This is a genomic window from Mesoterricola silvestris (assembly GCF_030295405.1).
Classification (GTDB): Bacteria; Acidobacteriota; Holophagae; order Holophagales; family Holophagaceae; genus Mesoterricola; species Mesoterricola silvestris.
Window position 1 is genome coordinate 977184 of record NZ_AP027080.1, and the last position, 24618, is coordinate 1001801.

A 24618-nucleotide genomic window follows, 5' to 3' on the forward strand; every position below is an offset into this window, starting at 1 on the left:
CGTCAGTCCTTCAGGTGCGCCAGGCGGTGGGTGTCCTGGGAGTCGAAGGCGGTCTGGATGTGGTTGATGACGATGCCCATGACGAAGATGCCCACCACCAGGTCCAGCAGCACCCCCGTCTCCACCAGGAGCGGCATCTGCTTGACCAGCAGCAGGCTGAAGAGGTAGACCCCGTTCTCCAGCACCAGGTAGCCCACCACCTGCAGCAGGGCCCGCTTGCGGGTGGTCAGGAGCAGGAAGCCCGTGAACAGCGCCATGATGGAGGCCGGCACGAAGAGCGTGCCCAGGTTGCCGGGCTGGAGGGGCAGGCGCCGGGCCAGGATGAAGGCCATGCCGGTGCCGGCGGCGGCCATGACGAGGGTCAGGGTGTAGCCCACGTACGGTTCGGGCTCCCGCTGGGGCTTCATGCGGTCCTGGGCCCGGTTCAGCATGGCGGGGATCACCACGCCCTTGATGGCCGCGGTGCTGAAGGCCATGAGGAGCACGTGGAAGGGCCAGTGGTCGTGCATGAGCAGCAGCACCATGGCCAGGAGCCCGCCCTGGAGCGCGGCCAGCTGGATGCACTTGCTGACGCGGCTGCTGGCCACCAGCATGAAGTTGATGAGCATGATCGCGGCGAGCAGGAGGTTGGGAGTCATGGTTCAGGCCAGGAGGAGGAGAAGGAAGCCGAAGGTGCCCGACACCACCGCGGCGATGAGGGCCTGGGAGACGCGGCGCATGCGCAGCCGGGCCATGATGGATTCCAGCACGCCCACCCCCGCGGCCAGGAGGACCATGCCCCCCAGGAAGGCGGGCCAATCGATCCACCAGGTTCCCCGCAGGGGCAGGCAGAGCTTGACCACCAGGGCGCCCAGGACCCAGAGCTTGAGGCTGGCGCCGTAGAGCACCGCGGCCAGGGGCGGCCCGGAGTGGTCCAGCACCATCGCCTCGTGGATCATGGTGAGTTCCAGGTGGGTGTTGGGGTCGTCGAAGGGGATGCGGCAGTTCTCCACGAGGAACACGATCACCCAGGCCGTGAGCACCAGGGCCAGGGGACCCCCCGCCGCCCTCCAGCCCTGGCCCGCGGCCGTGAGCATGGGGGCCAGGGAGGGCGAGCCCGCCAGGCGCGCCAGGGTGGCCAGGCCCATGAAGAGGGCCGGCTCGGCCAGCACCGCGAAGGTCACTTCGCGCGCCGCGCCCATGCCCTCGAAGGCCGACCCCGTGTCCAGGGCCGAGAGCACCACGAAGAAGCGCGCCACACCGAAGAGGTAGGCCAGCACCACCGCGTCGCCCGCGAAGGAGACCGGGGCCGTGGCCGCCCCCATGGGGATGAGGAGCGCGGCGGTGAAGGGCACCGCCACCGCCGCCGCCGGCCCCGCCAGGAAGACCCCGGTGGTGGTGCGGCTGAACACGGCGCCCTTGCGCAGGAGCTTGGCGAGGTCGAAGTAGAGCTGGAAGACGGGGGGTCCCACCCGGCCGGCGAAGAGGGCCTTCACCTTGTTCACGATCCCCGGCAGCAGCGGGGCCAGGGCCAGGGTCAAGGCCATCTGGGCCAGGAGCACGAGGGCGGGTTGCACCAGGTTCCGGATCATTGCAGGGTCCAGGCGAAGAGGGCCACGAGGGTGAGCACCACGTAGAGGAGGTAGATGGGCAGGTGTCCCGCCTGCAGGAAGCGCAGCCAGCTCAGCGCCGAGGCCACGAAGGAGGCGGCGGGGTTGAGGCCGCGGTCCAGGAGGGTGTCGGGGGCCTGGGACTGGAAGCGGCTCTCCCGGGGGAAGAGCCCCTGGATGCGGGGGATCCGTTCGATGGGCAGGAGCAGCCACCGGAACCCGTCCGTGAGCATCCGGGAGAAGCTGGAGGCGGTGTACTGGATGCGGGCCGTGGGCAGGGCGTACCCGCAGTCCCAGGTGCCGGTGCGGGTGGAGGGCGCCCTGCGGATGGCCTGCCACACGGCGAGGCCCATGGGGAGGCCGATGAGGGCCATGAGGGACAGGGCCTTCAGATTGGCCAGGCTCCCCAGGGCGGGCAGGCCCGGGCCCAGCTCCCGGGTGGCGGCCTGCAGGGCCGGGGCCAGGACGGCGGGGACCAGTCCGATGAAGAGGCAGATGCCGGCCAGGACGGCCATGGTCGCGGTCATGCTGCGCGGGGATTCGTGGGCCGGGTGGGCCAGGTCCCGGCGGGGCTCGCCCAGGAAGACGATGCCGTAGGCCCGGGTGAAGCAGGCCACGGTGAGGGCCCCGATGACCGCCAGGGAGGCCAGGGTCACCACGGACCACACCCAGCCGTTGGGCTGGGTCCCCCGGAAGGCCCCCAGGTACATGAGCCACTCGCCGGCGAACCCGTTGAAGGGCGGCAGCGCGCAGATGCCGAAGGCCCCCGCCAGGAACAGGAAGGCCGTGCGGGGCATGGGGTGGGCCAGCCCCCCCAGGCGCTCCAGGTCGCGGGTGCCCGTGGCGTGCATCACCGACCCCGCTCCCATGAAGAGCAGGGGCTTGAGGAGGGCGTGGTTGAGCAGGTGGAAGAGGGCGCCGGCCCCGCCCAGCATCACCAGCGCGGGCAACGCCAGGGTCTTGCCGGCCAGGGCCAGCCCCAGGCCCAGGGCGATGACGGAGACGTTCTCGATGGAGCTGTAGGCCAGGAGGCGCTTGAGGTCCTTCTGCCCCAGGGCGAAGGCCATGGACATGATCCCCGAGGCCGCGCCCAGGCCCGTGAGGAGCCCCGCCCACCACAGGGGCGGATCCGGGGTCAAGGCGATGATCCGCAGGACGCCGAGGATCCCCATCTTGAGCATGAGGCCGGAAAGCAGGGCGCTGACGTGGCTGGGGGCCGCCGCGTGGGCCCCCGGGAGCCACACGTGGAGCGGGCCCACCCCGGCTTTCAGAAGGAAGCCCCCCAGCAGCAGGAGGAAGGCCGCGGTGCCCGCGGGGGTGGATGCGAAGCCCGGGCGCAGGGGGCCCAGGTCAAAGCCCGTGCCCGTGCCCAGGGCCAGCAGGGCGAAGCCCGCGAAGAGCATGAGCGCGCCGGTGTGGGAGGCCACCAGGTAGATCCACCCGGCCTCCCGCACCGCGGCGTCCTGGTCGCTGGTGGTGACCATGAGGAAGGCCAGGATCGCCATGATCTCCCAGCCGAAGAGGAAGAGTACGGCGTTGGCCGCGGCGCAGAGGAGCACCATGCAGGCCACCGATGCCCCGAAGAAGAGCCGCAGGGCCGGGGCCGTGTCCGCGTGGGCGCCGTCGCTCCAGTAGCCCTCGGCGTAGAAGGAGAGGATGGCGGGCACCAGGGTGGCCGGCACCAGGATGAAGGTCCCGATGGGATCCCCCCGGAAAAGGAAATGGGCCCCCGGGAGGGCCCATCGCAGTTCGGCCTGCCAGGTCAGCCCCCCATACAGGACGCTCCCGGCGAGCCCCAGGGCACACAGGGCGCTGCCCACAAGCATCCAGGAGGCCATTCGTCCGCCCCGCGCGGGCCGGACGAGTCCCGGCACCCCCGAGAGGGCCGAAAGGAGAAGCGCGCTGAAATAGAGACTCTGAAGCACCATTGTTCCGCCGTGGCACGACCCGTCGCGGTGCGCGTGGCTCTGTCTTCCGTGCGTCGTTGCGGGGCGTGTCTGCGTAGAGTCTATCATTTAATCCCCATCCGCACCCGCGGTTGGAATAATGGAGACCATGAGCCCGCATCGCCCCCCCGCCCATACGCGGCGGCACCACCGGTACCTGCGCGTGGCCCGGAAGCGCACCGTCAGGGCGCTCCAGGGCCACCTGAACCTGGAGACGGTGCCCCACGGCATCGGCAAGGCCATCGGGACGACCCTGGACCTGCTCCCCCTGGACGCCAACCTCCTCACCAAGCAGGGCCCGGAGCGGACCCAGGCCCTGAACCGCCAGCTGGCCTGGTCCATGGCCTTCATCGCCGGCGCCATCAACGCCGGCGGCTTCCTGGCCGTGAAGAGCTACACCTCCCACGTGTCGGGTACCTTCTCCAAGTTCGCCGACGAGCTGGCCCGGGGCCGCATGCGCCTGGCCTACGCCGCGCTCCAGATCCTGGTGTGCTTCACCCTGGGGGCCTTCACGGCGGGAACCCTCATCAACCTGGGCCGGCGCCTGAAATTCCGGGCCCACTACGCCCTGAGCCTGATGATCGAGGCCGGGCTCATGCTGCTCTTCGGGCTCATGGGCGCCACCCTGAGCCACCGGCAGGAATTCTTCCTGCCCATGACCGTCATCCTCCTCTCCTTCATGATGGGCATGCACAATTCCGTGGTCACCTCCATCTCCAACGCCGAGGTGCGCACCACCCACATGACCGGCAACCTCACCGATTTCGGCATCGAGCTGAGCCGCCTCGTGTACCCCAACGTCTTCCACCGCCGCGGCAGCGACCCCATCCGCGCCAACCGCAACCGCCTCAAGCTCCACGGGCTGATCCTGCTGTCCTTCGCGGGGGGCGGGGTGGCGGGGGCGGTGGGATTCCGGCACGTGGGGTACAAGGTCACCGTGTTCCTGGCGACCTTCCTGTTCGTCCTGGCGGTGAGGCCGGTGGTCCACGAACTGCGGGTGCGATTGCGGATGATGGGGGGCCTGCCGGACTACGACGACGCCCGGGCCCTGGCGCGGGACCTGTTCATCCGGGGGCGGTAGGGGCCGGGCTCGGGATTCTTCCGGGAAGGGAGGCCGAGGATACCGAGGGTGGGACGCACTGCTGTGAAAAGGACAAAAGGTAGCCTGAACTCGACACCCTACCTTGACCTGGATCCGGACAAGGGGGTGGGGCGAAGGGTCACAGGCTTTTCTGGCGGCCTAGCCAATGAACGTCAGGGGATCCTCACCAGCCCGTGAGGGCCAGCGTAAGCTCTTCCCTTCGCTCCTCCAACGCCTGGCAGGCCGGGCGGAGGTGGCGTCTGAACCGGGCGGCCGAGGACCGCCAGGAAGGCGCCGCGCGGGACCGCCAGATCCAGGCCCCGCAGGGCCCAGGAGGTTCCGAACCGCTTGCCGAGGCCCTGGGTGGTGATCACGGCCGCGCCCTCACGGCATCCGGGGCGCGGTCACCGTGAGGGCCTCGTCCACGAAGGTCCGGAACCCCTTCCAGTCGCTTCGCTGGGCCTGGACGCCCTCCTCGCGGCGCTCGTAGGGGTAGTTCACCTCGCGGCGGGTCTGGAGAAGGTGGAGGTCCAGGGTTCCGGCCTTGCGCTCCGCGGAAAAGCGCAGGGAACGCATGGGCGTCTCGAGGCTTCCCGTGGGCATGGCGGGGAGACGGGGTTCCCGCAGGTGGAGGGTGGCGCGCCAGTCCCAGGCGGGGCCCCCGGCCAGGGACACCGGAAGGCGCCGGGGCTGGCCCAGGCGCTGGATGGATTGCGGGCTGGGCGGGAGGCCCAGGCGCGGGAGGAGCCATTCGCCGCCCGCGGCCTCCAGGGCGTGGGGGAGCTCGAAGGCGACCTGGATCCGGAAGGTGTCCCGGCCGTCCTTGGGGTCCGGGAGGGGGGACAGGTCCCAGGTGGCGCCCGCGGGGAAGTCCAGCAGGGTGGCGCAGCGTTCCCGCACCTCCCGGGCGCCGCCGGTCAGGGCAAGATGGCGGAGGCCCGCGCCCGCGCCGGTCTCGGTGACCGAAAGGGTGCCCTTGAGGCCGCCGTTGGCGGTCTCCGTGGCTTCCAGGTTCACGTCCACCCGGGACGGCACGATGGCCGCATCGGGCACCGCGGCCCAGGTGGCGCCCTTGCCGGTGCAGATGAGCACCCTCCGGCCCCGGTGGGCCTCGCCCAGCCATCCCAGGGGCGTGAACTGCTCCGTGAGGTCCACCAGCAGGTAGCGCCCCTGGGGCGTGGCGATTTCCGCGGGCAGGCCCGACGCCGCCTGCAGGCGGATGGCGGCGATGGCGTGATTGAAGCCGAAGGGGCCCACAGGATCGTCCGCCTCGAGGGTCCCGTCGCCGATGCGCGCCAGCACAGGGACGGCCTCGAAACCCGCGTCCCGGGCGGCGGCCATGAACAGCCCGGCCAGGTCCTTGCAATCCCCGAACCGCGCCCGGCGGACATCCTCGGGCGTCTCCGGGACCCAGCCCCGGTCGGGGGTCAGGTACACCTGCTTGTAGGTCAGCTCCCGCTGCATCCAGCGGCGGATGGTCCGGAGCGCCTCCAGGCCGGTGGCCCCGGCGAGGTCCACGGGCCTGGCGGGCCTCGTGCGGGGCTCGTACGTGCCGTGGATCCACATCGCGTAGGCGTCCCAGCTGGCCAGGTCGGGGGCGTTGGGCACGGTGGGATCGGAAAAGGAAAGGGCCAACCAGGGCAGGCAGTTCCGGGCGTCGGGGGTGCCGGACTCATGCTTGGCCAGGGCGGGCACGTCGTCCAGGGCCAGGGAAGTGGCCCCGGGGTCGGGCGGGGCGAAGAGGGGCGCGAAATGACGCGCGTCCACGCGCAGACGGACACCGTCGGAGGCGGTGGCGGTGAACCATCCCACGGACTTGACCATGGCCAGCTCCCAGCGCCGGATGGGATGGACCTCCAGGATCGAGGTCCCGTCCAGGGGGCCCAGGGGATGGGTGATGACCTCCTCGGATTCGAAGGCCACGAGGCTGCCCTTGACGACCCGGGGCAGGTAGGCGGAGGTGGTGGTGTCCGTGGAGTAGTTCGCCGAGTTGCCCTTGGCCACGGTGATGACGTAGTCCCGGTCGAGTTTCACGGACTCCCCGTCGGGGCGGAGGTTCCACCCCTTGAGGCGCTTGATGCGGCTGGAGGCGCCGCCCAGGCCGTGGACGGCGTAGCCGCCCTCGCCCAGCCCCCGCTCCGTGAGGATGCGGACGAGGCGGAAGTTCCGCTTGCGGATCTCCCCGTCGCCCCGGTAGGCGAACTCGGTGCGGTCCAGGAGCACCCAGGCGTCCGGGTCCCCCGCGGGCGGGACCGTGGGCTCCCGGAGGGCATGGGGCCCGGCCCAGTCGGGCAGGCCCCGCACGGTCTGGGCCGCCAGGGTGGCGGCGAGAAGCGCGAGAAGAAGGCAGCGTGCGTTCATGGATTCTTCTCGAGGATGAGCTGGGTGGAGCCGGCTTCGCGGATCCAGCCCAGGAATTCCTTGAATGCGGCCCACCGCCCCGGACCGGCCATGGCCTTGACCACCTGCACCTTGAGGGTCGCCACCCCCTCCGGGCCGTCCGGGCCGTCCACGCGCTCCGCCAGGAGGCTCACCGAGCCGAATTCGTTGGACCGCCGGTAGGGCGGGGCGCCCTTCCATCCGTAGCCCGGCGGAAGCCGGAACCTGCTCACGGCTTCGCGCTCCAGCAGGTAGGGCAGGATGATGGAATCCGAGCGCGTCTCGGAGAGCGCGTCGGGGAGGGGCAGGGCATAGGGCGTCATGGGGAAGGGATCCACCCGGCGATGCCTGCCCACGGCGCGGTCGATGCGGCCCTCCGCCGTCCACTGGATGGGGGTGCGGGGGTCCGTGGCATGGAGCACCTGGGCCTTGTCCACGATCGTGTCCAGGCGCACTTCCAGTTGCTCCCGCAGCTTGCGGTCCTGCTCCCGGGGCTCCAGGTTCATGAACGTCCACTTCCAGCGGTAGTCGTCGTAGCCCCGGAAGTCGGCCTCCAGCGTGAACCGGTCCTGGTCGGGCAGGAGTTCCAGGCGGTAGGTGTCCCGCCGCCGGTTGGTGGAGGGGGCCTGGGACGGCAGGTCCACGAACCTGCCGGTCCAGGTCGCGGTGTCGATCTCGATGCAGGGCGTGCCCTGGTAGTCGGGGTGGACCAGGGTGGGCGGGGCGAACCTCATGGCGGGGTCCAGCCAGATGGGGGGCTTGCCGGGCTCCTCCACCCCCACCAGGAAGTCCGTGATCTGGTTGATGTTCTTCTGTTCGGAATGGAACACGGCGACCTCCCGGTCCACCACCAGGAACACCTTGGGCGTGACGCCGGCCTCCTTGAGCAGCTGCAGGAACAGGGCGAAAATGCCGCCCCCGTGCGCCGTGCCGCGCCGGGCCAGGCCCTCCAGGTCCCGGAGCTCGATGCGCTCCTCGGATTCCTTGCGGGTCCTGCGGCTCCGTTCCGCGAGGGTCAGGCGGTCGAGGTTCAGGACCTTGTCCTGGATGCGCAGGGCCAGTTCCTGGGCAAGGGCCTGGGGCCCTGCGGGCAGGTCCTTGCGGATGTCCGCGGAAAAGGCTCGGTAGCGATTCCCCATGACCAGGTCCTTGGTCAAGAAATCCCGGTAGAGCTCCACCACCTTCTTCCAGAATGCGTCCTTTCCCTCCCGGGATGCGGCCCGGAGGAGGTTGCCCTGGATGTAGACCTTAAGGAGCGGGATGTTGCGGACCGACTTCAGGGCGAACGGGGCGTAGGTGGTGGCCGGTACGTCCTTGATGGTCAGGACCTTGAGATCCGGCGTGTTGATCGGGACGCAGGGAAGTCCGGCCGAATTGAAGGAGAAATCGAACCAGTTCACCTGGGGGACTTCCACGGTGAGGATCCGGGTGGGAAAGGTGGAGGCCAGATCCCAGGTCTCGCTGCCCCGGCCCACGCGGGCCCAGGCGGACCAGTACCGGGGCGCTTCCCACCTGAGGTCCACCACGCAGTCGTCGGTGAGGCCCGGGGGCACCAGCACCTGCTCCTGGTGGTCCACCAGCCGCGAGGAGAAGCTGGTCCTGACGTGGAAATCCTTCTGGGAATCGAAGGTCAGCTGCCGGCCATCGGGATACACCACCCGCCCGGTGACGGCCGCATCCTTCTCGAAGGCCGTGAATTCCGCCGCCCTGCGGCCGCGCTGGCTGCAGATGCGGATGCGGAACTCGTTGACCACCGAGCTGTCCGTGACGCGGATGCGTCTGGCGAGGTTGATGGCCCCCAGGCCCCCCGGGAGGGCCGAGTCCGTGAGGGCCCACACATCCGCCGGGATGGGCTTCCAGGCTTCCGCCTCCGCGCCCGCGAGGGTTCCTGCGATCGCGAGGCCGAGGAGGGCGGATGCCGGAAAGCGGAACATGGGGACTCCGGGGCAAGCCGGAACCTGCGGCGAAGGGGCCGGGGCCCGGAGCATGGGGTGATGGTGGCCCCAGCCTGCCGTACTTCCCCCCGCCCCGCAAGCTGGCTCCGCGTTCCGGCCCACCCCGTCATATGAATGTTTTCGTCCCATCTCGCGCATTCCCGATCGGGGCAATGCGCCGGGGATCCCCTATCGAATTCGGAAACGCAGGTGGATCGGCCGCCTCCATGGGGTCAAGTACCCCTTCGCCCCGCGTCCACGCCGCTGGAGGCCCTGAGGGCTATCCCCTCTTTCATCCCCTTCATCCCGTTCATCCTATTTCATCCCCGTTCCCGCAGGGCCAGAGCAGGGATGGGTCGGCGCATGCAGATCAACCGCGCGCCGCCCCACCTCATCGCTTGCCCTGCGGGAACAGGGATGAGAATGGATTAACAGGATGAAGGGGATCAGCCGCCGAACTCAGCCCGTTCCCGGACGAGGAGCCGGACATCGTTTTCATTGAAGAGCTATCGGCTGGCATCGGTAGTGATAGGTGGGGTTGGTCGAGAACCCGGGCTAGGAAACGAGCCCCTGCGACACCGCCAGCTCCGCGTTGAGCACGGATCCCCCCGCCGCGCCCCGCTCCGTGTTGTGGCCCAGGAGCGCGAACTTGATGCCCAGGACGTTGCACGGGCGGATGCGGCCCACGTGGACGCTCATGCCGCCGTCCAGCTCCACGTCCCGGCGCACCTGGGGGCGGTTCTCGGCGGTGTGGAGGCGGATGGGGACCTCGGGGGCGCTGGGCAGGCCCAGGCGCTGGGGCAGCGGCTTCCAGGCCGCCAGGACCTCGCGCACCTGGTCGGGGGTGGGGTTGCCCTTGAGGCGGACGCTGACGCTCTCGGTGTGGCCGTCCATGACGGGGGCGCGGTAGCACAGGGCCGAGACCGCCATGGGATCGGACACCGCCAGGCCGTCCACGACCTTGCCCAGGAGGCGCCCGGTCTCCACCTCCACCTTGCCCTCCTCGCCGCCGATGTGGGGGAGGATGTTGCCCATGATGTCCAGGCTGGGCACGCCGGGATAGCCGGCGCCGCTCACGGCCTGCATGGAGGTCATGATCACCGTCTCCACCCCGAAGGCCTCGTGCAGGGGGGCCAGGGCCATCACCAGGACCGTGGTGGTGCAGTTGGGATTGGTGAGGATGCTGCCCTTCCAGTCCCGGCGCCGGCGCTGGGTCTCCAGCAGGGCCAGGTGGCCGGGGTTCACTTCGGGCACCAGGAGCGGCACGTCGGGATCCATGCGGAAGGACGCGGCGTTGCTGAAGACGTGGGCCCCGGCCCGGGCGAAGGCGGGCTCGATCTCCTTGGCGGGGGCGTTGTCCAGGGCGCTGAAGACGATGGGGGAGAAGGCCTCCGCCGGGTCCGAAGGCGCGAGCACCTGGTCCCCCAGGCCCGCGTAGGGCTCCCCATCCAGGCGCCATTCGCAGGCGTCCCGGTAGCGCTTGCCGGCGCTGCGGTCGCTGGCGGCGATGCCGACCACTTCGAACATGGGGTGGTTCCGGAGCCGGCGCACGAAGCGCTGGCCCACGACGCCGGTGGCGCCCAGGACGGTGACGGGGATGCGGTTCATGGCTGCTCCTGGAGAAAATGCCGGGCGAGGCGCAGGTTGAGATCGGCGCCGGCCGCGAGGTCCTGCATGGTGAGGTGTTCGTTTTCCGTGTGGGCCACGCGGATGCTGCCGGGCCCCGCGAGGGCCGCCGCTAGGCCTGGGATGAGCGCCCGCAGGCAGGGGGCGTCGGACCCGAAGGGCATGAAGGCCCGGTCGAAGCCGGCCAGCGCCGGGTAGAGACTGGGGGGTTCGTCCACCAGCAGATCCACCTCGCCCCGGGTGGGGCGCAGGGCCTCCACCCGGGCCTGGAAGGAGGATCCGGGCACGGTGCGCACGTTGAGCAGGGCCTGGGCGCGGTCGGGGACGATGTTCACGGCCTCGCCGCCCTGGATGGTGCCGAGGTTCCACACCTCGGGGCCCAGGTCGGGATCCCGGCCCAGGGGGATCCGGCGCACCCCCTCCAGCCAGTCCAGGAGCTCCAGGATGGCATTGTGGCCCAGCTCCGGGCTGCCGCCGTGGGCGGCCGTGCCGGTGCACCGGAGGCGGAGGTTCTTCACCCCCCGCTGGCCCGTGGCCACCTTCAGCTCCGTGGGTTCGCCGTTGATGAGGGCCCGGCAGGAACGGAAGCGGTCCTTCCAGGTCAGGGCCTCCTGGGCGCCCAGGCTGTCGGTCTCCTCCCCGGCGACCCCCAGCCAGGCCACCCCGGATTCCCGCAGGGCCTCGGCGGCCAGGAGCTGGGCCACGATCTGGCCCTTGGCGTCGCAGGCCCCCCGGGCGAAGAGGGTCCCGCCCTCCCACCGCGGGGGCAGGAAGGGCGGCACCGTGTCCAGGTGGGTGGAGAAGAGGATCCGGGGCTCGCCCCAGGTGGCCAGCACATTGCACCGGCCGGGGCTGAATTCATGCACCTCCACCCGGGCCCCCAGGGCCTCCAGGGCGGGGAGCAGGGCGGGAAGCAGCGCGGCCTCCCGGCCCGTGGTGGAATCCAGGGCGCAGAGGTCCTCGAGGAGCCGGCGGGGCTGAAGCGTGGATGCTTCCATCCCAGCACCGTCCCATGGCGGTCCCGTGATTTCAACCATTCATGCCTCCCACCGTTCCCGCGGGGCGGGGTGGGACAGGAAGGGGGTCATGGCCTCGGTGAAGCCGTAGGCCCCCGCCATGCCCAGGGCCAGGAGGGCCCCGGGGGCCAGTTCGGGCAGCTCCACCTCGCCCAGGCGGTCCAGGCTGGTGCACAGGGGCCCCGCGAGGGTGGCGGGGCGGACGGGGCCCGCGGCCCCCACGGCCCGGGTGGGGAAGGCCTGGCCCGTGAGCAGGGGCCGCAGCAGGTGGTTGACGCCCCCCTCCAGGATGACGAACCGCACCCCCCGGCTCTCCTTCACGCGGGTGACGCGGGTGAGGTACACGCCACAGGGGCCCGCCAGGAACCGGCCCGGTTCCAGGACGAGCTCGCCGGTGAACCAGGGGCTTTGCTCGAGCAGCTCGCCCAGGCCCCGGCCCAGGGCCTCCACGTCCAGGGGCGCCTCGCCGGGGGCGTAGGGGATGCCCAGGCCCCCGCCCAGGTCCACCTGCTCCAGGGGGGTGACCAGGGCCTCCTGCAGGCGCCGGGCCATGCCCAGCACGTGGCGGTGGGTGGCCAGGAGCCGGGTGGCGTCCCGTTCGTTGCTGGCGGCGAACACGTGCAGCCCCCGGATGGCCACCTTGCGCAGGCCCGCGGCCCGCGCGAGCAGGGCCGGCAGGTCCTCCTCGTCCACCCCGAAGGCGGAGGGGCCCGTGCCCCCGATGATGGGCGAGGCCTCCCGGATCCCCCCGCCGGGATGGACCCGCAGGTTCACGGCCACGGGGCCTTTGGCCAGGCGCTCCAGGCGCTCCAGGTCCTCCCAGCCCTCCGCCTGCACCCGCACCCCCAGGCCCAGGGCCAGGTCCAGCTCCGCGGTGCGCTTGCCGGGGCCGGCGTAGAAGATGCGGCCCGGGGCCAGGTCCGCCACCCGGGCCAGCTCCCCGGCCGAGGCGCAATCGAAGGAGGCGCCCAGGTCCGCGAAGCGCTCCAGGAGCCGCGGGTGGGGGTTGGCCTTCACGGCGTAGGCCAGGCGCGCCCGGGGGGGCAGGGCCGCCCGCAGGGCGCGGAACTGGGCCTCGGCGGTCCCGAGGCTGTAGGCGAACAGGGGCGTGCCTTCCCGGGCGAAGGCCTCGCAGGCGGCATCATCGAAGGCGAAGAGGCTCATGGCTGGCTCCAGAACGGGGCGAGGCGGGCGACACCCTCCCGGATGAGGGCGGGGTGGCCGGCGTAGCTGAGGCGCACGAAATCCCGGCCCCGGTCCCCGAAGGCCTGGCCCGGCACCACCACCACCCGGCCCTCGTCCCGCAGGCGCAGGCAGAAGGGCATGGGATCCGCGCCCGGGGGCAGGGCGAGCCAGTGGTAGAAGCCCCCCGCCCCCGGCGCGGGCCGGTGCCCGAAGTGCTGGGCGAAGGCCCCGGCGAAGGCCTCCCACCGCACCCGCAGGTGCTCCCGGGCCTGGGCCAACACCGTCTCCGATTCCCGCACCAGGGCCAGGGCGGCCAGCTGGGAGGTGCGGGCCGGGGCCGTGACCATGTAGGCGTGCACCAGGCGCGCCGGGGCCAGGAGCGGGGCCGCCCCCAGGGCCCAGCCCACCCGCAGGCCCGGAGCCCCCCAGGCCTTGCTCACGGAGCCCAGGACGATGCCGTCCCCGGTGACCTCCCGCAGGGAGGGCGCGGGCTCGCCCAGGCGCAGGTCCCGGTAGACCTCGTCGGAGATGAGCAGCACCCCGCGCCGGGCGCAGGCCTCGGCCACCTCCGCAAGTGCGGCCCGGGAGCACCCGGCCCCGGTGGGATTGCCGGGGTGGTTCACCAGGGCCATGCGGGCCCGGGGGGCGGCGTCCAGGGCCGCCCGGAAGCGGTCCGGGTCCAGTTCGAAGCCGGGGCCCAGGGCATAGGGCACCGGCTCGGCCCCGGCCACCCGGGCCAGGGCGGGGTAGGCCAGGAAGCCCGGGTCGGGCACCAGCACCCCGTCCCCGGGGCCGGCGTAGGCCTGGGCCAGGGCGAAGAGCGCCCCCTGGCTGCCGGCGGTGAGGAGCACCTCGGCGGCGGGGGCCCCGTGGAAGGCGCCCACGGCCTCCTGCAGTTCGGGCAGGCCCGCGTTGGGGCCGTAGGCGCAGGGGCCGGAGAACCCCGCCAGGGCCTCCACGGCGGGGGCCGGCAGGTCCCAGCCGGGTTCGCCCAGGCCCATGGGGACGGCGTCCGCGGGGGCGCCTTCGGAAAGGGCCCGGATGGGGCTGGGGCGGAGGTGGGCGAGGCGCGCGGCGGGGTTCAACGGAGGGCCTCCTCCAGGGCGGTGCCGGCGTCGGTCTTGTCGTCCCGGTACTTGACGATGCAGGGGGCGCTCACCGAAAGGCGCTTCTGCATCGCGAACACGCCGGAGGCGGGGCGGGTGCCGGGCACCACCACGGCCCCCTCGGGCACCACCCGGGAGATCTCCCGCTCGTGGACCAGGTCGAAGATGCGGGTGGAGGCCGTGAGCAGGACGCCGGGGGCCAGCACCGCCCGGCGCTTCACCACGACCCCCTCGAAGAGGCCGCAGAGGCCCCCCACGAAGGCCTCGTCCTCCACCACCACGGGCAGGGCGCCCGCGGGCTCCAGCACGCCGCCCACCTGGGCCGCGGCCGAGAGGTGCACGCGCTTCCCGATCTGGGCGCAGCTGCCCACCAGGGCGTGGCTGTCCACCATGGCCCCCTCGTCCACGAAGGACCCGACGTTGAGGTAGGCCGGGGGCACGATGACCACCCCCGGGGCCACGTGGGCGCCGCGGCGCACGGCGCTCCCCCCCGGCACCAGCCGCACCCCGTCGGCCAGGGCGAAGGCCCGGGGAGGGTAGGCGGCGCGGTCGAAGCAGGGCCCGGGCCAGCCCGGGATCTCCTGGGTGGGGGTGGAGCGGAAGCCGGCCAGGATGGCGGTCTTCACCCAGGCGTTGGCGCGCCAGGTCCCCTCCGCGTCCCGGAAAGCGGCGCGGGCGGCGCCGCGCTCCAGGGCGCCCAGGAAGGCCTCGAAGACCTGGGGGAGGGACGGATCGGCCAGGATGGCGTCCAGGGGGCGGGAGTAGAAGGTCTGCAGGTCCATCAGGCCACCTCGCGGCGGGGGAGGAGTTCGGCCAGGCGGGCCCGGGTGGCCTCCGTGGCCGGCACCAGGGGCAGGCGCAGGGTGGGGCCGCACAGGCCCAGCAGCTCCAGGGCCGCCTTCAGGGGGATGGGGTTGCTCTCCAGGAAGAGGGCGTCCATGAGCGGCAGGAGCTGCCGGTGCAGGGCCAGGGCCTCCTCCCGGCGGCCCTCCAGGGCCAGCTGGACCAGGCGCGCCGTCTCCCGGGGCAGGGCGTTGCCCAGGACGCTCACCAGGCCCGAGGCGCCCACGGCGATGCTGGCCAGGGCCAGGCCATCGTCCCCGGCCAGGAGGACCTTGCCTTCGGGCAGGGTGCGGGCCACCTCGGCGATCTGGGCCAGGTTGCCGCTGGATTCCTTCACCGCGGCCACCTGGGGGTTCTCCCACAGGCGCGCCAGGGCCGGGGGTGTGAGGTTGAGCCCCGTGCGCCCGGGCACGTTGTAGACGATGAGGGGCAGGCCCGGGGCCGCCTCGGCCACGGCCTCGAAGTGGGCCCGGATCCCGCCCGGGGTGGGCTTGTTGTAGTAGGGGGTCACCACCAGGGCGCCGTGGGCGCCCTGGGCCTGGGCCCTGCGGGTCCAGGCCGCGGCCTGGCGGGTGGAATTGGAGCCGGTGCCCACGATCACCGTGGCGCCGCCGGCCTCCTCCAGGGTCAGGTCCACCAGGGCGTCCCGTTCGTCGTCCAGGATGGTGGGGGCCTCCCCGGTGGTGCCCAGCACCACCAGGTGGGCGCCCCCGCCGGCCACGTGGCGCACCAGGCGGCGGTAGGCGGGGCGGTCGATGTCGCCCGCCGGGGTGAAGGGCGTGGCCAGGGCCACGAAGAGTCCGGTGAGGGTCATGGCAGGTCTCCGAAAAGGGGGTCGAGGATTTCGCGGGCGTAGTCGTCGAAGGTGCACAGGCCCCGGCGCCCCCGCAGCCAGCGCGCGGCGCGCAGGGCGCCCTGGGCGAACACGGCCCGGGACCGGGCCTGGTGGGCGAGGGTCAGGGTCTCGGCGGGGCCGTCCAGGCCCACGGTGTGGCTGCCGAATTCCGCCCCGGCCCGGATCACGGCGATGCCCAGCTCCCCGGGGCCGGGGGCGCCCAGGGTCCAGGCGGACTTTCCGGGCATCCCCGCCAGGACCGCTTCCGCCAGCCTGCGGGCGGTGCCGCTGGGGGCGTCGGCCTTGAGGCGGTGGTGGTGCTCCAGCACGTAGGGGTCCAGGGTCCCGTCCAGGGCGGCGAAGCGCCCCAGCACGGTGGAGAGCCGGGCCATGAGGGCCACGGCGAGGCTGAAATTGGGGGCGGCCAGGACGCCGATGCGGGAGCCGATGCGGCCCTCCAGGCCCGGCAGCGCCCAGCCCGTGGTCCCGATCACCAGGTCCGCGCCCGTCTCCAGGGCCCAGGCCAGGTGCCCGTCCACGGCCCCCGCCACGCTGGCGTCGATGGCCAGGTCCACGGGGGTGGGCACCCCCTCCGGACCCAGCACCCAGGCCAGGTCCAGGTCCGGGGCGGCCTGGGCCTCCAGCGCGATGGCCGAACCCAGCCGGCCCTTGCCGAAGATGCCGATCCTCATGCGGCGCCTCCCCCGATGAGGGCGGCGTGGAGGCGCTGGACGGCCTTCTTCGCCTCTTCCGCCTTCACCACGATGCTCAGGTTGATCTCGTTGGCGCCCATGCTGATCATCTCCACGTTGATGTCCTGCATGGCGCCGAAGGCCAGGCCCGTGACGCCCGGGGTGTGCTTGAGGCGCTCGCCCACGATGGCCACGATGGCCCGGCCCCCGGCCACGCCCACCGTGGCGAAGGCGGAGAGGTCGGCGATGAGGTCCTCCAGGGGCGCGTCGGCCTCCACCGTGAGGGAGACGCTCACCTCGGCGGTGGCGATGAGGTCGACGCTCACCCGGTGCCGGGCGAAGACGTCGAAGAGCCTGGCCAGGAACCCGCTCTGGTTGAGCATGCGGGCCGAGGCCACCGTGAGCACGGTGACGGGGCCCCGGTGGGCCAGGGCGGTGACGGGCCGGCCCGTGCGCACCTCGGCGGTGATGGTGGTGAAGCGGCCCCCGGGCTTGCGGGTGTGGCGCACCGTGACGGGGATGCCCTTGTCCACGGCGGGCTGGATGGTGGCGGGGTGGAGCACCTTGGCGCCGAAGGCGGCCAGCTCCCCGGCCTCGGCGAAGCTCAGTTCGGGGATGGGCTGGGCCCCGGGCACCACGCGGGGATCGCTGGTGAGCACCCCCTCCACGTCGGTCCAGATCTGGATGTCCTCGGCCCCCAGGGCCGCGCCGAAGAGCGCGGCGCTGAAATCGCTGCCTCCGCGGCCCAGGGTGGTGGTGAGGCCCTGGGCGGTGGCGCCGATGTACCCCTGGGTCACCACCGCCCGGCCCGGGCCCAGCAGGGGCGCGAGGATGGACGCGGCCAGGCCCTCCAGGTCGGGCACCAGGGGCCGGGCCGATCCGAAGGCGGCGTCGGTGCGCAGGACGGTGCGGGCATCCACCCAGGCCGCGCCCATGTACGCCGCCAGGATGCGCGTGGAGAGCCGCTCGCCGATGCTGGCGATGGCGTCCATGCTCCGGGGGGAGAGCTCCTTGAGGAGCGCCACGCCCCGCAGCAGGAGGTCCAGCTCGGCGGCGAGGTCCGCCAGGGCCCCGTCCAGGTCCGCCGGGAGCCCCGCGGGCAGGAGCTCTTCCGCCAGGTTCCGGTGCCGCCGCACCAGGGCGGCGTGCAGGGCCAGGGCCCCGGGCAGGTCCCCGCCCTCGGCGGCGGTGGCCGCCTCGAAGAGCTGGTCCGTGGTGCGGGCCGTGGCCGAGAGCACCACCAGGGGGGAACGGGCGTGGGCCGCCGCGGCCAGGGCCGCCACCTCCCGCATGCAGGGGGCGTCGGCCACGGAGGAGCCGCCGAATTTCATGACGATCATCGGGCACCCCCGCAGGGCGCCGGAACGGGATTGGGCAGGTTTGTCACGAGGGCCTCCGTCAGGAAACGGATGAAGACCCTTGACCCCTCCCCGGTCCCCGGGGACCGGCTCGCCGTCCTAAGGCACTCCGCGGCGATTTGGCGCCGCGACAGCCGCCGGGATTTAGCCCTGACGTCCAAGGAGTGCGCTGATGATTCGCAACCCTTTCGGCGATTCTCCCCTTTCGGACGGGCTCGTCGGGTCCATCAACCCTCCTCCGGCCTACTGATGGGAATCGCTCCTCCATCGGTTTTTCCACCGTGGCACAAAGCCCGGGGATGTGCAACATACTTGAGGCATGTCCAAGACCCCCTCGACCCCGGCCACCCGTCTGCTTAGGGAACTCAAGATCCCCTATACAGAGCATTTGTACACGTACCAGGAGCACGGCGGCACCGCCGTGGCCGCCCAGTCCCTGGGGGTGGACGAGCACGCCGTCATCAAGACCCTCATCATGGAGGACGAGGCCGCCCGGCCCCTGGTCGTCCTCATGCACGGCGACCGGGAGGTGAGCACCAAGGCCCTGGCCCGGCAACTCGGTTGCAAGACCGTGCACATCTGCAAGCCCGAGGTGGCCCACAAGCACTCCGGGTACCTGGTGGGCGGCACCAGTCCCCTGGGCACCCGCAAGGCCATGCCCGTCTACATGGAGCGCGGGATCCTCGGCCTGGAGCGGGTCTTCGTGAACGCCGGCAGCCGGGGCTTCCTGGCGGGGCTGGCCCCGGCGGACCTCGCCCGGGCCGTGGGGGCCGTGCCGGTGGAGGCTACGCAGGAAGGATGAGCCGGACCGTGGTGCCCGTGCCCGTGGCGCCTTCCAGTTGCACGGAGCCGCCGTGGGCCTCCAGGATCTCCCGGGCGAGGGTGAGGCCCAGCCCCGCGTTGCCGGCCCCGGCCCGGGTGGTGAAGAAGGGCTCGAAGGCCTGGCGGGCCACGGCGGCGGGGATTCCCGGGCCCGCGTCCCGCACCTCGAAGAAGACCCGGGTCCTCATGGGCCCCGGGGAACCGCCGGGGCGGTGGTCCCGGGGGTAGAGGATCCCCGTGGCCAGGCGGATGACCCCCGCGCCGCCCATGGCCTCGCGGGCGTTGGCCAGGAGGGCGTCCAGGGCCTGCTCCAGGGCGCCGGGGTCCAGGCGCGCCGCGGGGAGGCCCGGGGCGGGCTCGAAGTCGATGCGGATGCCGGGGCCGGCGGCCTCCCGGGCCCGGGGCAGGAGGGCCTCCACGAAGGCGTTGGGCGGGGTGGGGACCGGGGCGGGGGGCCGCGGGTCGGCGAAGGCGCGCAGGGCGTCCCCCAGGGGTTCCGGAAGCCGGGCCGCCAAGCGTCTGGCCAGATCCCGGGCGCCTTCCAGGCGCCGGCGCCGGTCCAGGCGCTCCTGGAGGTGGACCTCCTCGGAGATGTCCTGGATGGCCCCGCGGTAGCCCTCGGGGCATCGGTCCACGCTCCACCGGGTCCACAGCCAGGCCCCCGAGGCCTGGCGGACCCGGGCCCTGAAGCCCACGTTGCGGCTGCGCTCCAGGGCCTCCCGGAACGGCTCCGCGTCCCCGGGGTGGAGGATGGCCATGAGGCCCTCCAGGTCCGCGGGCAGGGGCGCGAGACCCAGGATCTCCGCCGCCGCCTCGGGCATGGAGAGGCGGTCCCCGGCCAGGATCCAGGGCACGATCCGCACGGCCAGCGCCGCCTCCGTGAAGCCCTGGCGTCCGGCCCCGATGGCCCCCAGCAGGCCGGGGGCGGGTTCCCGGGGGACGGGTTCGCGGAAGGCGAGGACCCGGCCCACGGTTTCCGCGCCGACCGTGTGGGGACGGCTGGTCTCCTCCAGGATCCGTCCGTTCACGGGGACCTGGCCCCGGTTCTCCTGGTCGGAACGGGCGCGGAGGAGCCGCGCCTCCTCCAGGAGCACGCCGGGATCCCCCAGCTGCCCCGTGAGGTAGTGGATCACGTCCCCCATGTCCATGGGCGCCATGACGTATTCCGGAATGCCGCACAGGGCCAGGAACTTGCGGTTGTAGGCCGAGATCCTTCCCGCCAGGTCCACCACCAGGATGCCCTCGGAGGTGGATTCCAGGGTGGCCCGCAGCAGGGACGCCACCCGGGCGTGGGAGGCCTGGGCCTCCCGGTGGACCCCGGCGACGCGCGCCTCCTCCAGGGCCCGGCGCACCACCGGGGCCAGGCGGTTCAGGTTGGACTTGAGCACGTAGTCCGTGGCCCCCTTCCGGAGGCACTCCACGGCCCGCTCCTCCCCGAGGCTTCCGGAAACGAAGATGAACGGCAGGCCCGGGGCCCGTCTACGGGCCAGCTCCAGGGCCTCGTCCCCGCCGATGTCGGGCAGGGCGTAGTCCGCCAGCAGGAGGTCGAAATTCCAGCTGTCCCGCAGGGCCGAGATGTAGGCTTCGCGCCCGTCCACCCAGGTCACCTCGGCGGCCAGGTACTCCCGGTCCAGCTGGGCCTTGACCAGTTCCAGATCCTCGCGGCTGTCCTCGAGGTACAGGATGCGCAGGGGGCGGCTCATGGCAGCCCGGGCAGCGCCCGCTCCAGGTGGACCCCGGCCCCCGGTCCCCGGGCGGAGGCCCGGGCCGGCTTCTGCGGCGGGATCGCCGACGAGGCCAGGAGCGTCCCCCGGGCCGGGCCGGCCTTCCTTTCCAGGTCCTCCGCAAGGCCCTTGAGGGCGGCCGCCTCCGGGGCCCCGGCCCAGTCGCCCAGGGCCCGGTCCGCCAGGGCGCGCACCCTCCCGAGGCTTGCGGAGGGGTCGACGGAATGGGCGGCTTCCCAGACCGCGCGCAGGTACCAGGCCTCCGCGGCGGCCTGGGCCAGGTCCCAGGTGTCGGCCGCGCCCAGGTGGCGCAGGGCGGCCTCCACCGCGGGGCGCGGATCCTGGCCCCGGGCCGCGTCCACCCGCGCCCTGAGGACGAGGAGCGCGGCCTGGTAGTCCCGGCCGAAGGCCGGGGCCGGGCCCCGGGAGGCGAGGGCCTCGCCCAGGGCCGGTCCGGGATTCCCGGCGTGGGTGAACTCCCAGTCGGCGATCTGCCAGAGGATGGCCATGCGAAGGCCGTCGGGCCCCGGGGCCTCCCTGCGCTGCGGGCGGGATTCCAGGAAGGCCAGGGCCTCCCTCAGCACCGGCCTGGGATCCAGGTCCAGGGTGGCCCGGTGCCGTCCCACCAGGAAGCGCGAGGCCAGCCAGTCCTCGCGCAGGATCCGGTCCCCGGGGTCCATGCGCAGGGCCTCCTCGCACCGGCGGGACAGTTCCCGCAGGGCCTCCGGGGACTGGGTGCCGCGGCCGATCTCCAGGTCCGCCAGGGCCAGCGCGGCCCGGGCGAAGGCGTGCCGGAGTCCCGGGCTGCTGGCCCAGACCGCGACCCTGCGCCAGGCGGTGTCCGCGGCCTCCTGGAAAAGGGTCCGGGCCCCGGTGACCTCCCCCGCGCCCAAGGCCCTGCGGCCCAGGGCGCAGAGCGCCGCGCACTGGAGGGCCGCGGCCTCGGGCGAATCGGGGGACGCTTCCGCGGCTTCGCGGGACAGGCGGGCCGCGGTGGAATAGTCGCCCAGGATGAAGGCGGCCCGCCCCTCCTGGAGGGGGCCGGGGTCCGCGGCCGCGCTGCCCAGGCGGGCCCAGCGCCGCGCCGAGGGATCGGGGGCGGCCCCCGGGCGCCAGTAGGCGGCCTCCGCCAGGGCGCGGATCATCAGGGGGGCCAGGAGCTCCTCGTCGTACCCCAGGGCGGCGGCGCTGCGGAGGGCGGCGCAGGCCTCGGCCTCCTCCCCCAGGAGCAGGTGCGCCTGGGCCAGGGCGAACCACGCCGGCCCCCGGAAACCGGGACCCACCTCCCCCATGTGCGCCCTCACCTGGGCCATGCGGGTCCTCAGGCGGTTGCGGGAGGACCGCAGATCATGGAGGGGGAGGGCGAGGTCCGCGGGTTGGTTCCAGATCTGGACGCCACTGGCCGCCTCCAGGTCCCTCACCAGGGCCTCCTCGCGGGTCCGGCCCAGGAGGGCCAGCCCCGCCCCCGCCGCGAGGGTGAGCCCCAGGGCCGCCAGGAACCAGCCCAGGGCCAGCATCCGGGAGCCGCGCCCGGGGAGGAAGCCCAGGAACCGGCCCAGGGGCCCCCGGGGCCGGGCGTGCACGGGGATCCCCCGCAGGAAACGGTCCAGGTCGGCGGCCAGGGCCAGGGCCGTGGCATAGCGGTCCCCGGGGTCGGGTTCCAGGCATTTCCGGATGACCAGGGCCAGGTCCCGGGGGAGATCGCCCTGGCCGGACCGCAGCGGACCCGGGGGGGTTCCCGGGGGACCCGGGGGAAACCCCAGGAGGGCGAAGTGGAGGGTGCCCCCCAGGGCGAAGACGTCCGTGGCCGGGGAGATGCGGTCCCGGCCGCCGCGGCTCTGCTCCGGGGCCATGAAGGCCGGTGTGCCCACCGCCACCTGGCTCAGGGTCAGGGGCGGGTCGCCCAGGGACACCGCCAGGCCGAAGTCGCACAGGTAGGGGATCCAGGCCCCACCGGGCCCCCGCTCCAGGATGATGTTCGAAGGCTTGAGGTCCCGGTGGATGAGGTTCACCCGGTGGGCGGCGTGCACCGCCTCCGCCACGCTGCGGAGGATGCCCACCGCCTCCGCCGGGGACAGCTGCGGGGCGGCCTGTTCCAGGTTGGGTCCCTTGATGAGCTGCATGGAGATCTTGAGGGTGCGGCCCGCGGACTCGATATCGTAGATGCGGCAGATGTTGGGATGGATCACCCGGGCCTGGAGCTGGGCCTCGTGCATGAAGCGGATCAGGGCCCCCGGGTCCATGTCCCGCAGGGCCTTGAGGGCCACGGTGCGGCAGAGCAGGGCATCCCAGGCCTCCAGGACCTCCCCCGCGCCCCCCTTGCCCAGGAGGGGCCCGAGCACGTAGCGCCCCTCCCGCGGCAGCCTGGGGCTCAGCCACGACGGTTGAATCGGAGGGGGGTCCGGGGGCATGGATGCCGAATCGCTATAATTCAATTATATTGATACAACACCCAACACCCTGCGGCATCCGCGGTTCCTCCATGGCTTTATAAGGTGTCACCGAATGGACAGCATGCAAGAAAAATCCGACCTTGATCATGAGATTTGAATATATCAACCCGTGGGGACCCGGCCGGAGGGGGACGGGAGGGCGCAACGGAAACGGGCGACCGTTTGGTCGCCCGTTTCCTTGACTTCAGCCGGCCCGCGTTATTCGGCGGGTTCGTCCGGGTCGGGGCTCGGCTCCTCGCCCTGGTGATCCAGGGGGTGCTCCTCGTGGTGGTGGTGGGGGGTCACCTTGCCGTCCAGGAAGGCCCAGTTCACGGGGTAGACCTCGGGGTCGAAGATCACGAAGTAGAAGTGCCACACGATGATGGCCAGGGTGGCCAGGATGGCTTCGTAGTAGTGGACGGTGATGGAGACGTCCACCATCCACCGGGGCATCCAGCGGGTGAAGTACATCTTGAACCAGATGAGGCCGCCGGTGGTGCCCATGAGGAAGGTGCCCCAGACCACGGCCCAGTACTCGGCCTTCTCGGCGTAGCCGAAGCGCTTGAACTGGGGCTTGGCGGCGCCGGGGACCACCAGGTACTTCAGGTGGGTGAAGACGTCGAAGAGATCCTTGGGCTCGGGCAGCATGTCCTTGACGAACTTGCGGCCGTCCTTGGTGAAGATGGCGTAGATGAGGTGGATGACGGCGCCGGTGATCATGACGACGGCGGCGATGCGGTGGCCGATGCGCCGGACCACTTCGCTGGAGCCCATGCACCAGCCCAGCCAGGAGTTGGGGTACTTCAGGGCGAAGCCGCTGACCACCAGGAAGATGAAGCTGGACGCCAGCAGGGCGTGCTGGATGCGGGCCTGGGTGTTCATGCGCACCACGGTGCGGTTGGGGTCGCGCAGGGCCGCCAGGGCCTTCTTGCGCAGGATCAGGATGTTGTGGAGGGCCATGCCGCCGATGGTCATGAAGATCAGCGACAGGTACGTGTAGCGCACCCAGTGGTCCACCTTGCCGCCGATGTCCGAGGCCTCCTTGCGGTCCACGTGGATCTTGCCCAGGGAGAACTTCTCGGTGGCGTTGGGGTGGCACTTCTGGCAGGTCTGGACGAGGTTGGCCTTGTTCACGGAGGACCGCTGGTCGGAGGCGGGCAGGACCAGGTGGTAGCCGTGGCAGCTGGCGCAGTTGGCCGCGTTGGGCGAACCCATCTTGGCGGCCATGCCGTGGTAGCTCTCGAAGAAGGTGGTGACCCGGTTGTCGGGAAGGTCGAACTTGGCGTTCATGCGCGCCGAGCCGTGGCAGCGGCTGCAGACCTGCTGGGAGACCTTCATGGGCGAGGCGCTCTTGAGGCCTTCGATGGCGTGGTCGGAGTGGCAGTCGGTGCAGACCGGGGCCTCCTGGACGCCGGCGGCCGTGGCCTGGCCATGCACGGAGGCGTCCAGCTGGGCCACCACGTCGGGGTGGCACTGGCCGCAGGTGAGGTGCAGGTTCTCGCGGCGCACCGGGGAGGTGGGGGCGGTGGCCTTGACGATGTCGTGGGTGCCGTGGCATTCCGCGCAGCCCGCGGCGCCGGCGTTGCCGGCCTTGCGGGCCCGGCCGTGGGTGCTGACGGCGTAGGTCTTGGAGGGCTTCTCATGGCAGCTGGCGCAATCCACGGGGGCCAGCTTGGCGCCGGGGTGGGTGGCGGTGTCCAGGTCCGCATGGCAGCTGGTGCAGCCGTTGCCCGCGTGGATGGAGGCCTCGAACTTCGCCTTGTCCACGAAGGGGGGCTGCTTGCCCTTGGCCGAGGCGGCGGGCTTGCGGCCGTGACAGGCGAAGCAGGCCGCGTCCGGCCCGGCGGGCTGGGCTGAGAGGGTCAGGGCTGCGGCCAGGGCGAGCAGCGACGATCGTACGATTCCCACGTTCATCAAAGGACCTTTCCATCCGAAAATCTGAAACCTCAGTCTAGGGTTTTTTCCATGTAAGAAAAGTCACTTTAGTGGATCGTTCCCGCATTCATCTGCGAATGAGACTCATGTTGCAAATCGGGATGGCCCGGCCGGC

The 24618-nt window shown here is 72.2% G+C and carries 18 protein-coding genes and 1 riboswitch; of the genes, 2 read left to right on the forward strand and 16 right to left on the reverse strand.

Annotated features, from left to right (window positions below):
* Nucleotides 1–2: 2 nt before the first annotated feature.
* The 3 genes from R2J76_RS04150 to R2J76_RS04160 are packed head-to-tail and all read right to left on the reverse strand — an operon-like array spanning nt 3 to nt 3514.
* The gene (locus tag R2J76_RS04150) at nt 3–638 is read right to left on the reverse strand and encodes a hypothetical protein (RefSeq protein WP_316414530.1); all 636 of its coding nucleotides are present in this window, start codon (nt 636–638) and stop codon (nt 3–5) included.
* A gap of 3 nt (nt 639–641) precedes the next feature.
* Nucleotides 642–1571, reverse strand: coding sequence for a respiratory chain complex I subunit 1 family protein (locus R2J76_RS04155; RefSeq protein WP_394366782.1), 930 nt, complete (start codon nt 1569–1571; stop codon nt 642–644).
* Nucleotides 1568–3514, reverse strand: coding sequence for a proton-conducting transporter transmembrane domain-containing protein (locus R2J76_RS04160; protein WP_316414532.1), 1947 nt, complete (start codon nt 3512–3514; stop codon nt 1568–1570). The genes R2J76_RS04155 and R2J76_RS04160 overlap by 4 nt, the downstream gene beginning before the upstream one ends.
* A gap of 130 nt (nt 3515–3644) precedes the next feature.
* Between R2J76_RS04160 and R2J76_RS04165 the strand changes: the two genes are divergently transcribed.
* Entirely contained in the window at nt 3645–4616 is a 972-nt protein-coding gene (locus R2J76_RS04165; RefSeq protein ID WP_316414533.1) for a YoaK family protein, read from the forward strand.
* A gap of 384 nt (nt 4617–5000) precedes the next feature.
* Here the strand turns inward: R2J76_RS04165 and R2J76_RS04170 are convergent, their stop codons facing one another.
* The 10 genes from R2J76_RS04170 to lysC form a co-directional block, all read right to left on the reverse strand.
* Entirely contained in the window at nt 5001–6977 is a 1977-nt protein-coding gene (locus tag R2J76_RS04170) for a transglutaminase-like domain-containing protein (RefSeq protein ID WP_316414535.1), read from the reverse strand.
* Nucleotides 6974–8929 (reverse strand): hypothetical protein, encoded by a 1956-nt coding sequence (locus R2J76_RS04175; RefSeq protein ID WP_316414537.1) that lies wholly within the window; start codon nt 8927–8929, stop codon nt 6974–6976. Before R2J76_RS04175 ends, R2J76_RS04170 begins: the two co-directional genes overlap by 4 nt.
* Nucleotides 8930–9484: 555 nt before the next feature.
* Nucleotides 9485–10537, reverse strand: a complete 1053-nt coding sequence (asd, locus tag R2J76_RS04180) for an aspartate-semialdehyde dehydrogenase (protein WP_316414539.1) — start codon at nt 10535–10537, stop codon at nt 9485–9487.
* Nucleotides 10534–11553, reverse strand: a complete 1020-nt coding sequence (locus tag R2J76_RS04185; RefSeq protein WP_316414540.1) for a M20 family metallopeptidase — start codon at nt 11551–11553, stop codon at nt 10534–10536. Before R2J76_RS04185 ends, asd begins: the two co-directional genes overlap by 4 nt.
* A gap of 39 nt (nt 11554–11592) precedes the next feature.
* Nucleotides 11593–12735: an alanine racemase gene (locus R2J76_RS04190; RefSeq protein WP_316414541.1), complete on the reverse strand. Its 1143-nt coding sequence runs from the start codon at nt 12733–12735 to the stop codon at nt 11593–11595.
* Nucleotides 12732–13841, reverse strand: a complete 1110-nt coding sequence (locus R2J76_RS04195; RefSeq protein ID WP_316414542.1) for a pyridoxal phosphate-dependent aminotransferase — start codon at nt 13839–13841, stop codon at nt 12732–12734. The genes R2J76_RS04190 and R2J76_RS04195 overlap by 4 nt, the downstream gene beginning before the upstream one ends.
* Complete coding sequence (locus R2J76_RS04200) at nt 13838–14644, reverse strand: 2,3,4,5-tetrahydropyridine-2,6-dicarboxylate N-succinyltransferase (protein ID WP_316414543.1); 807 nt, start codon at nt 14642–14644, stop codon at nt 13838–13840. Before R2J76_RS04200 ends, R2J76_RS04195 begins: the two co-directional genes overlap by 4 nt.
* Nucleotides 14644–15519, reverse strand: a complete 876-nt coding sequence (dapA, locus tag R2J76_RS04205) for a 4-hydroxy-tetrahydrodipicolinate synthase (RefSeq protein ID WP_316414544.1) — start codon at nt 15517–15519, stop codon at nt 14644–14646. Before dapA ends, R2J76_RS04200 begins: the two co-directional genes overlap by 1 nt.
* A complete protein-coding gene (locus R2J76_RS04210) occupies nt 15516–16232 on the reverse strand; it encodes a 4-hydroxy-tetrahydrodipicolinate reductase (protein WP_316414545.1) in 717 nt (238 codons plus the stop codon). The genes dapA and R2J76_RS04210 overlap by 4 nt, the downstream gene beginning before the upstream one ends.
* Complete coding sequence (gene lysC / locus R2J76_RS04215) at nt 16229–17572, reverse strand: lysine-sensitive aspartokinase 3 (RefSeq protein ID WP_316414546.1); 1344 nt, start codon at nt 17570–17572, stop codon at nt 16229–16231. The genes R2J76_RS04210 and lysC overlap by 4 nt, the downstream gene beginning before the upstream one ends.
* A gap of 112 nt (nt 17573–17684) precedes the next feature.
* A riboswitch (Lysine riboswitch) is annotated at nt 17685–17865 on the reverse strand.
* 44 nt (nt 17866–17909) lie between these two features.
* On the opposite strand from lysC, the gene ybaK reads away from it, so the two are divergent.
* Nucleotides 17910–18392 carry a Cys-tRNA(Pro) deacylase gene (ybaK, locus tag R2J76_RS04220; RefSeq protein ID WP_316414547.1) on the forward strand — a complete coding sequence of 161 codons (483 nt, stop codon included), beginning with the start codon at nt 17910–17912 and terminating at the stop codon, nt 18390–18392.
* Here the strand turns inward: ybaK and R2J76_RS04225 are convergent.
* The 3 genes from R2J76_RS04225 to R2J76_RS04235 form a co-directional block, all read right to left on the reverse strand.
* The gene (locus R2J76_RS04225) at nt 18376–20115 is read right to left on the reverse strand and encodes an ATP-binding protein (RefSeq protein WP_316414548.1); all 1740 of its coding nucleotides are present in this window, start codon (nt 20113–20115) and stop codon (nt 18376–18378) included. The two genes, ybaK and R2J76_RS04225, sit on opposite strands and share 17 nt — an antisense overlap.
* Nucleotides 20112–22478 (reverse strand): protein kinase domain-containing protein, encoded by a 2367-nt coding sequence (locus R2J76_RS04230; RefSeq protein ID WP_316414549.1) that lies wholly within the window; start codon nt 22476–22478, stop codon nt 20112–20114. Before R2J76_RS04230 ends, R2J76_RS04225 begins: the two co-directional genes overlap by 4 nt.
* A 309-nt stretch (nt 22479–22787) precedes the next feature.
* On the reverse strand, nt 22788–24482 hold the full coding sequence (locus tag R2J76_RS04235) for a cytochrome b/b6 domain-containing protein (RefSeq protein WP_316414550.1): 1695 nt from the start codon (nt 24480–24482) through the stop codon (nt 22788–22790).
* Nucleotides 24483–24618: the final 136 nt, after the last annotated feature.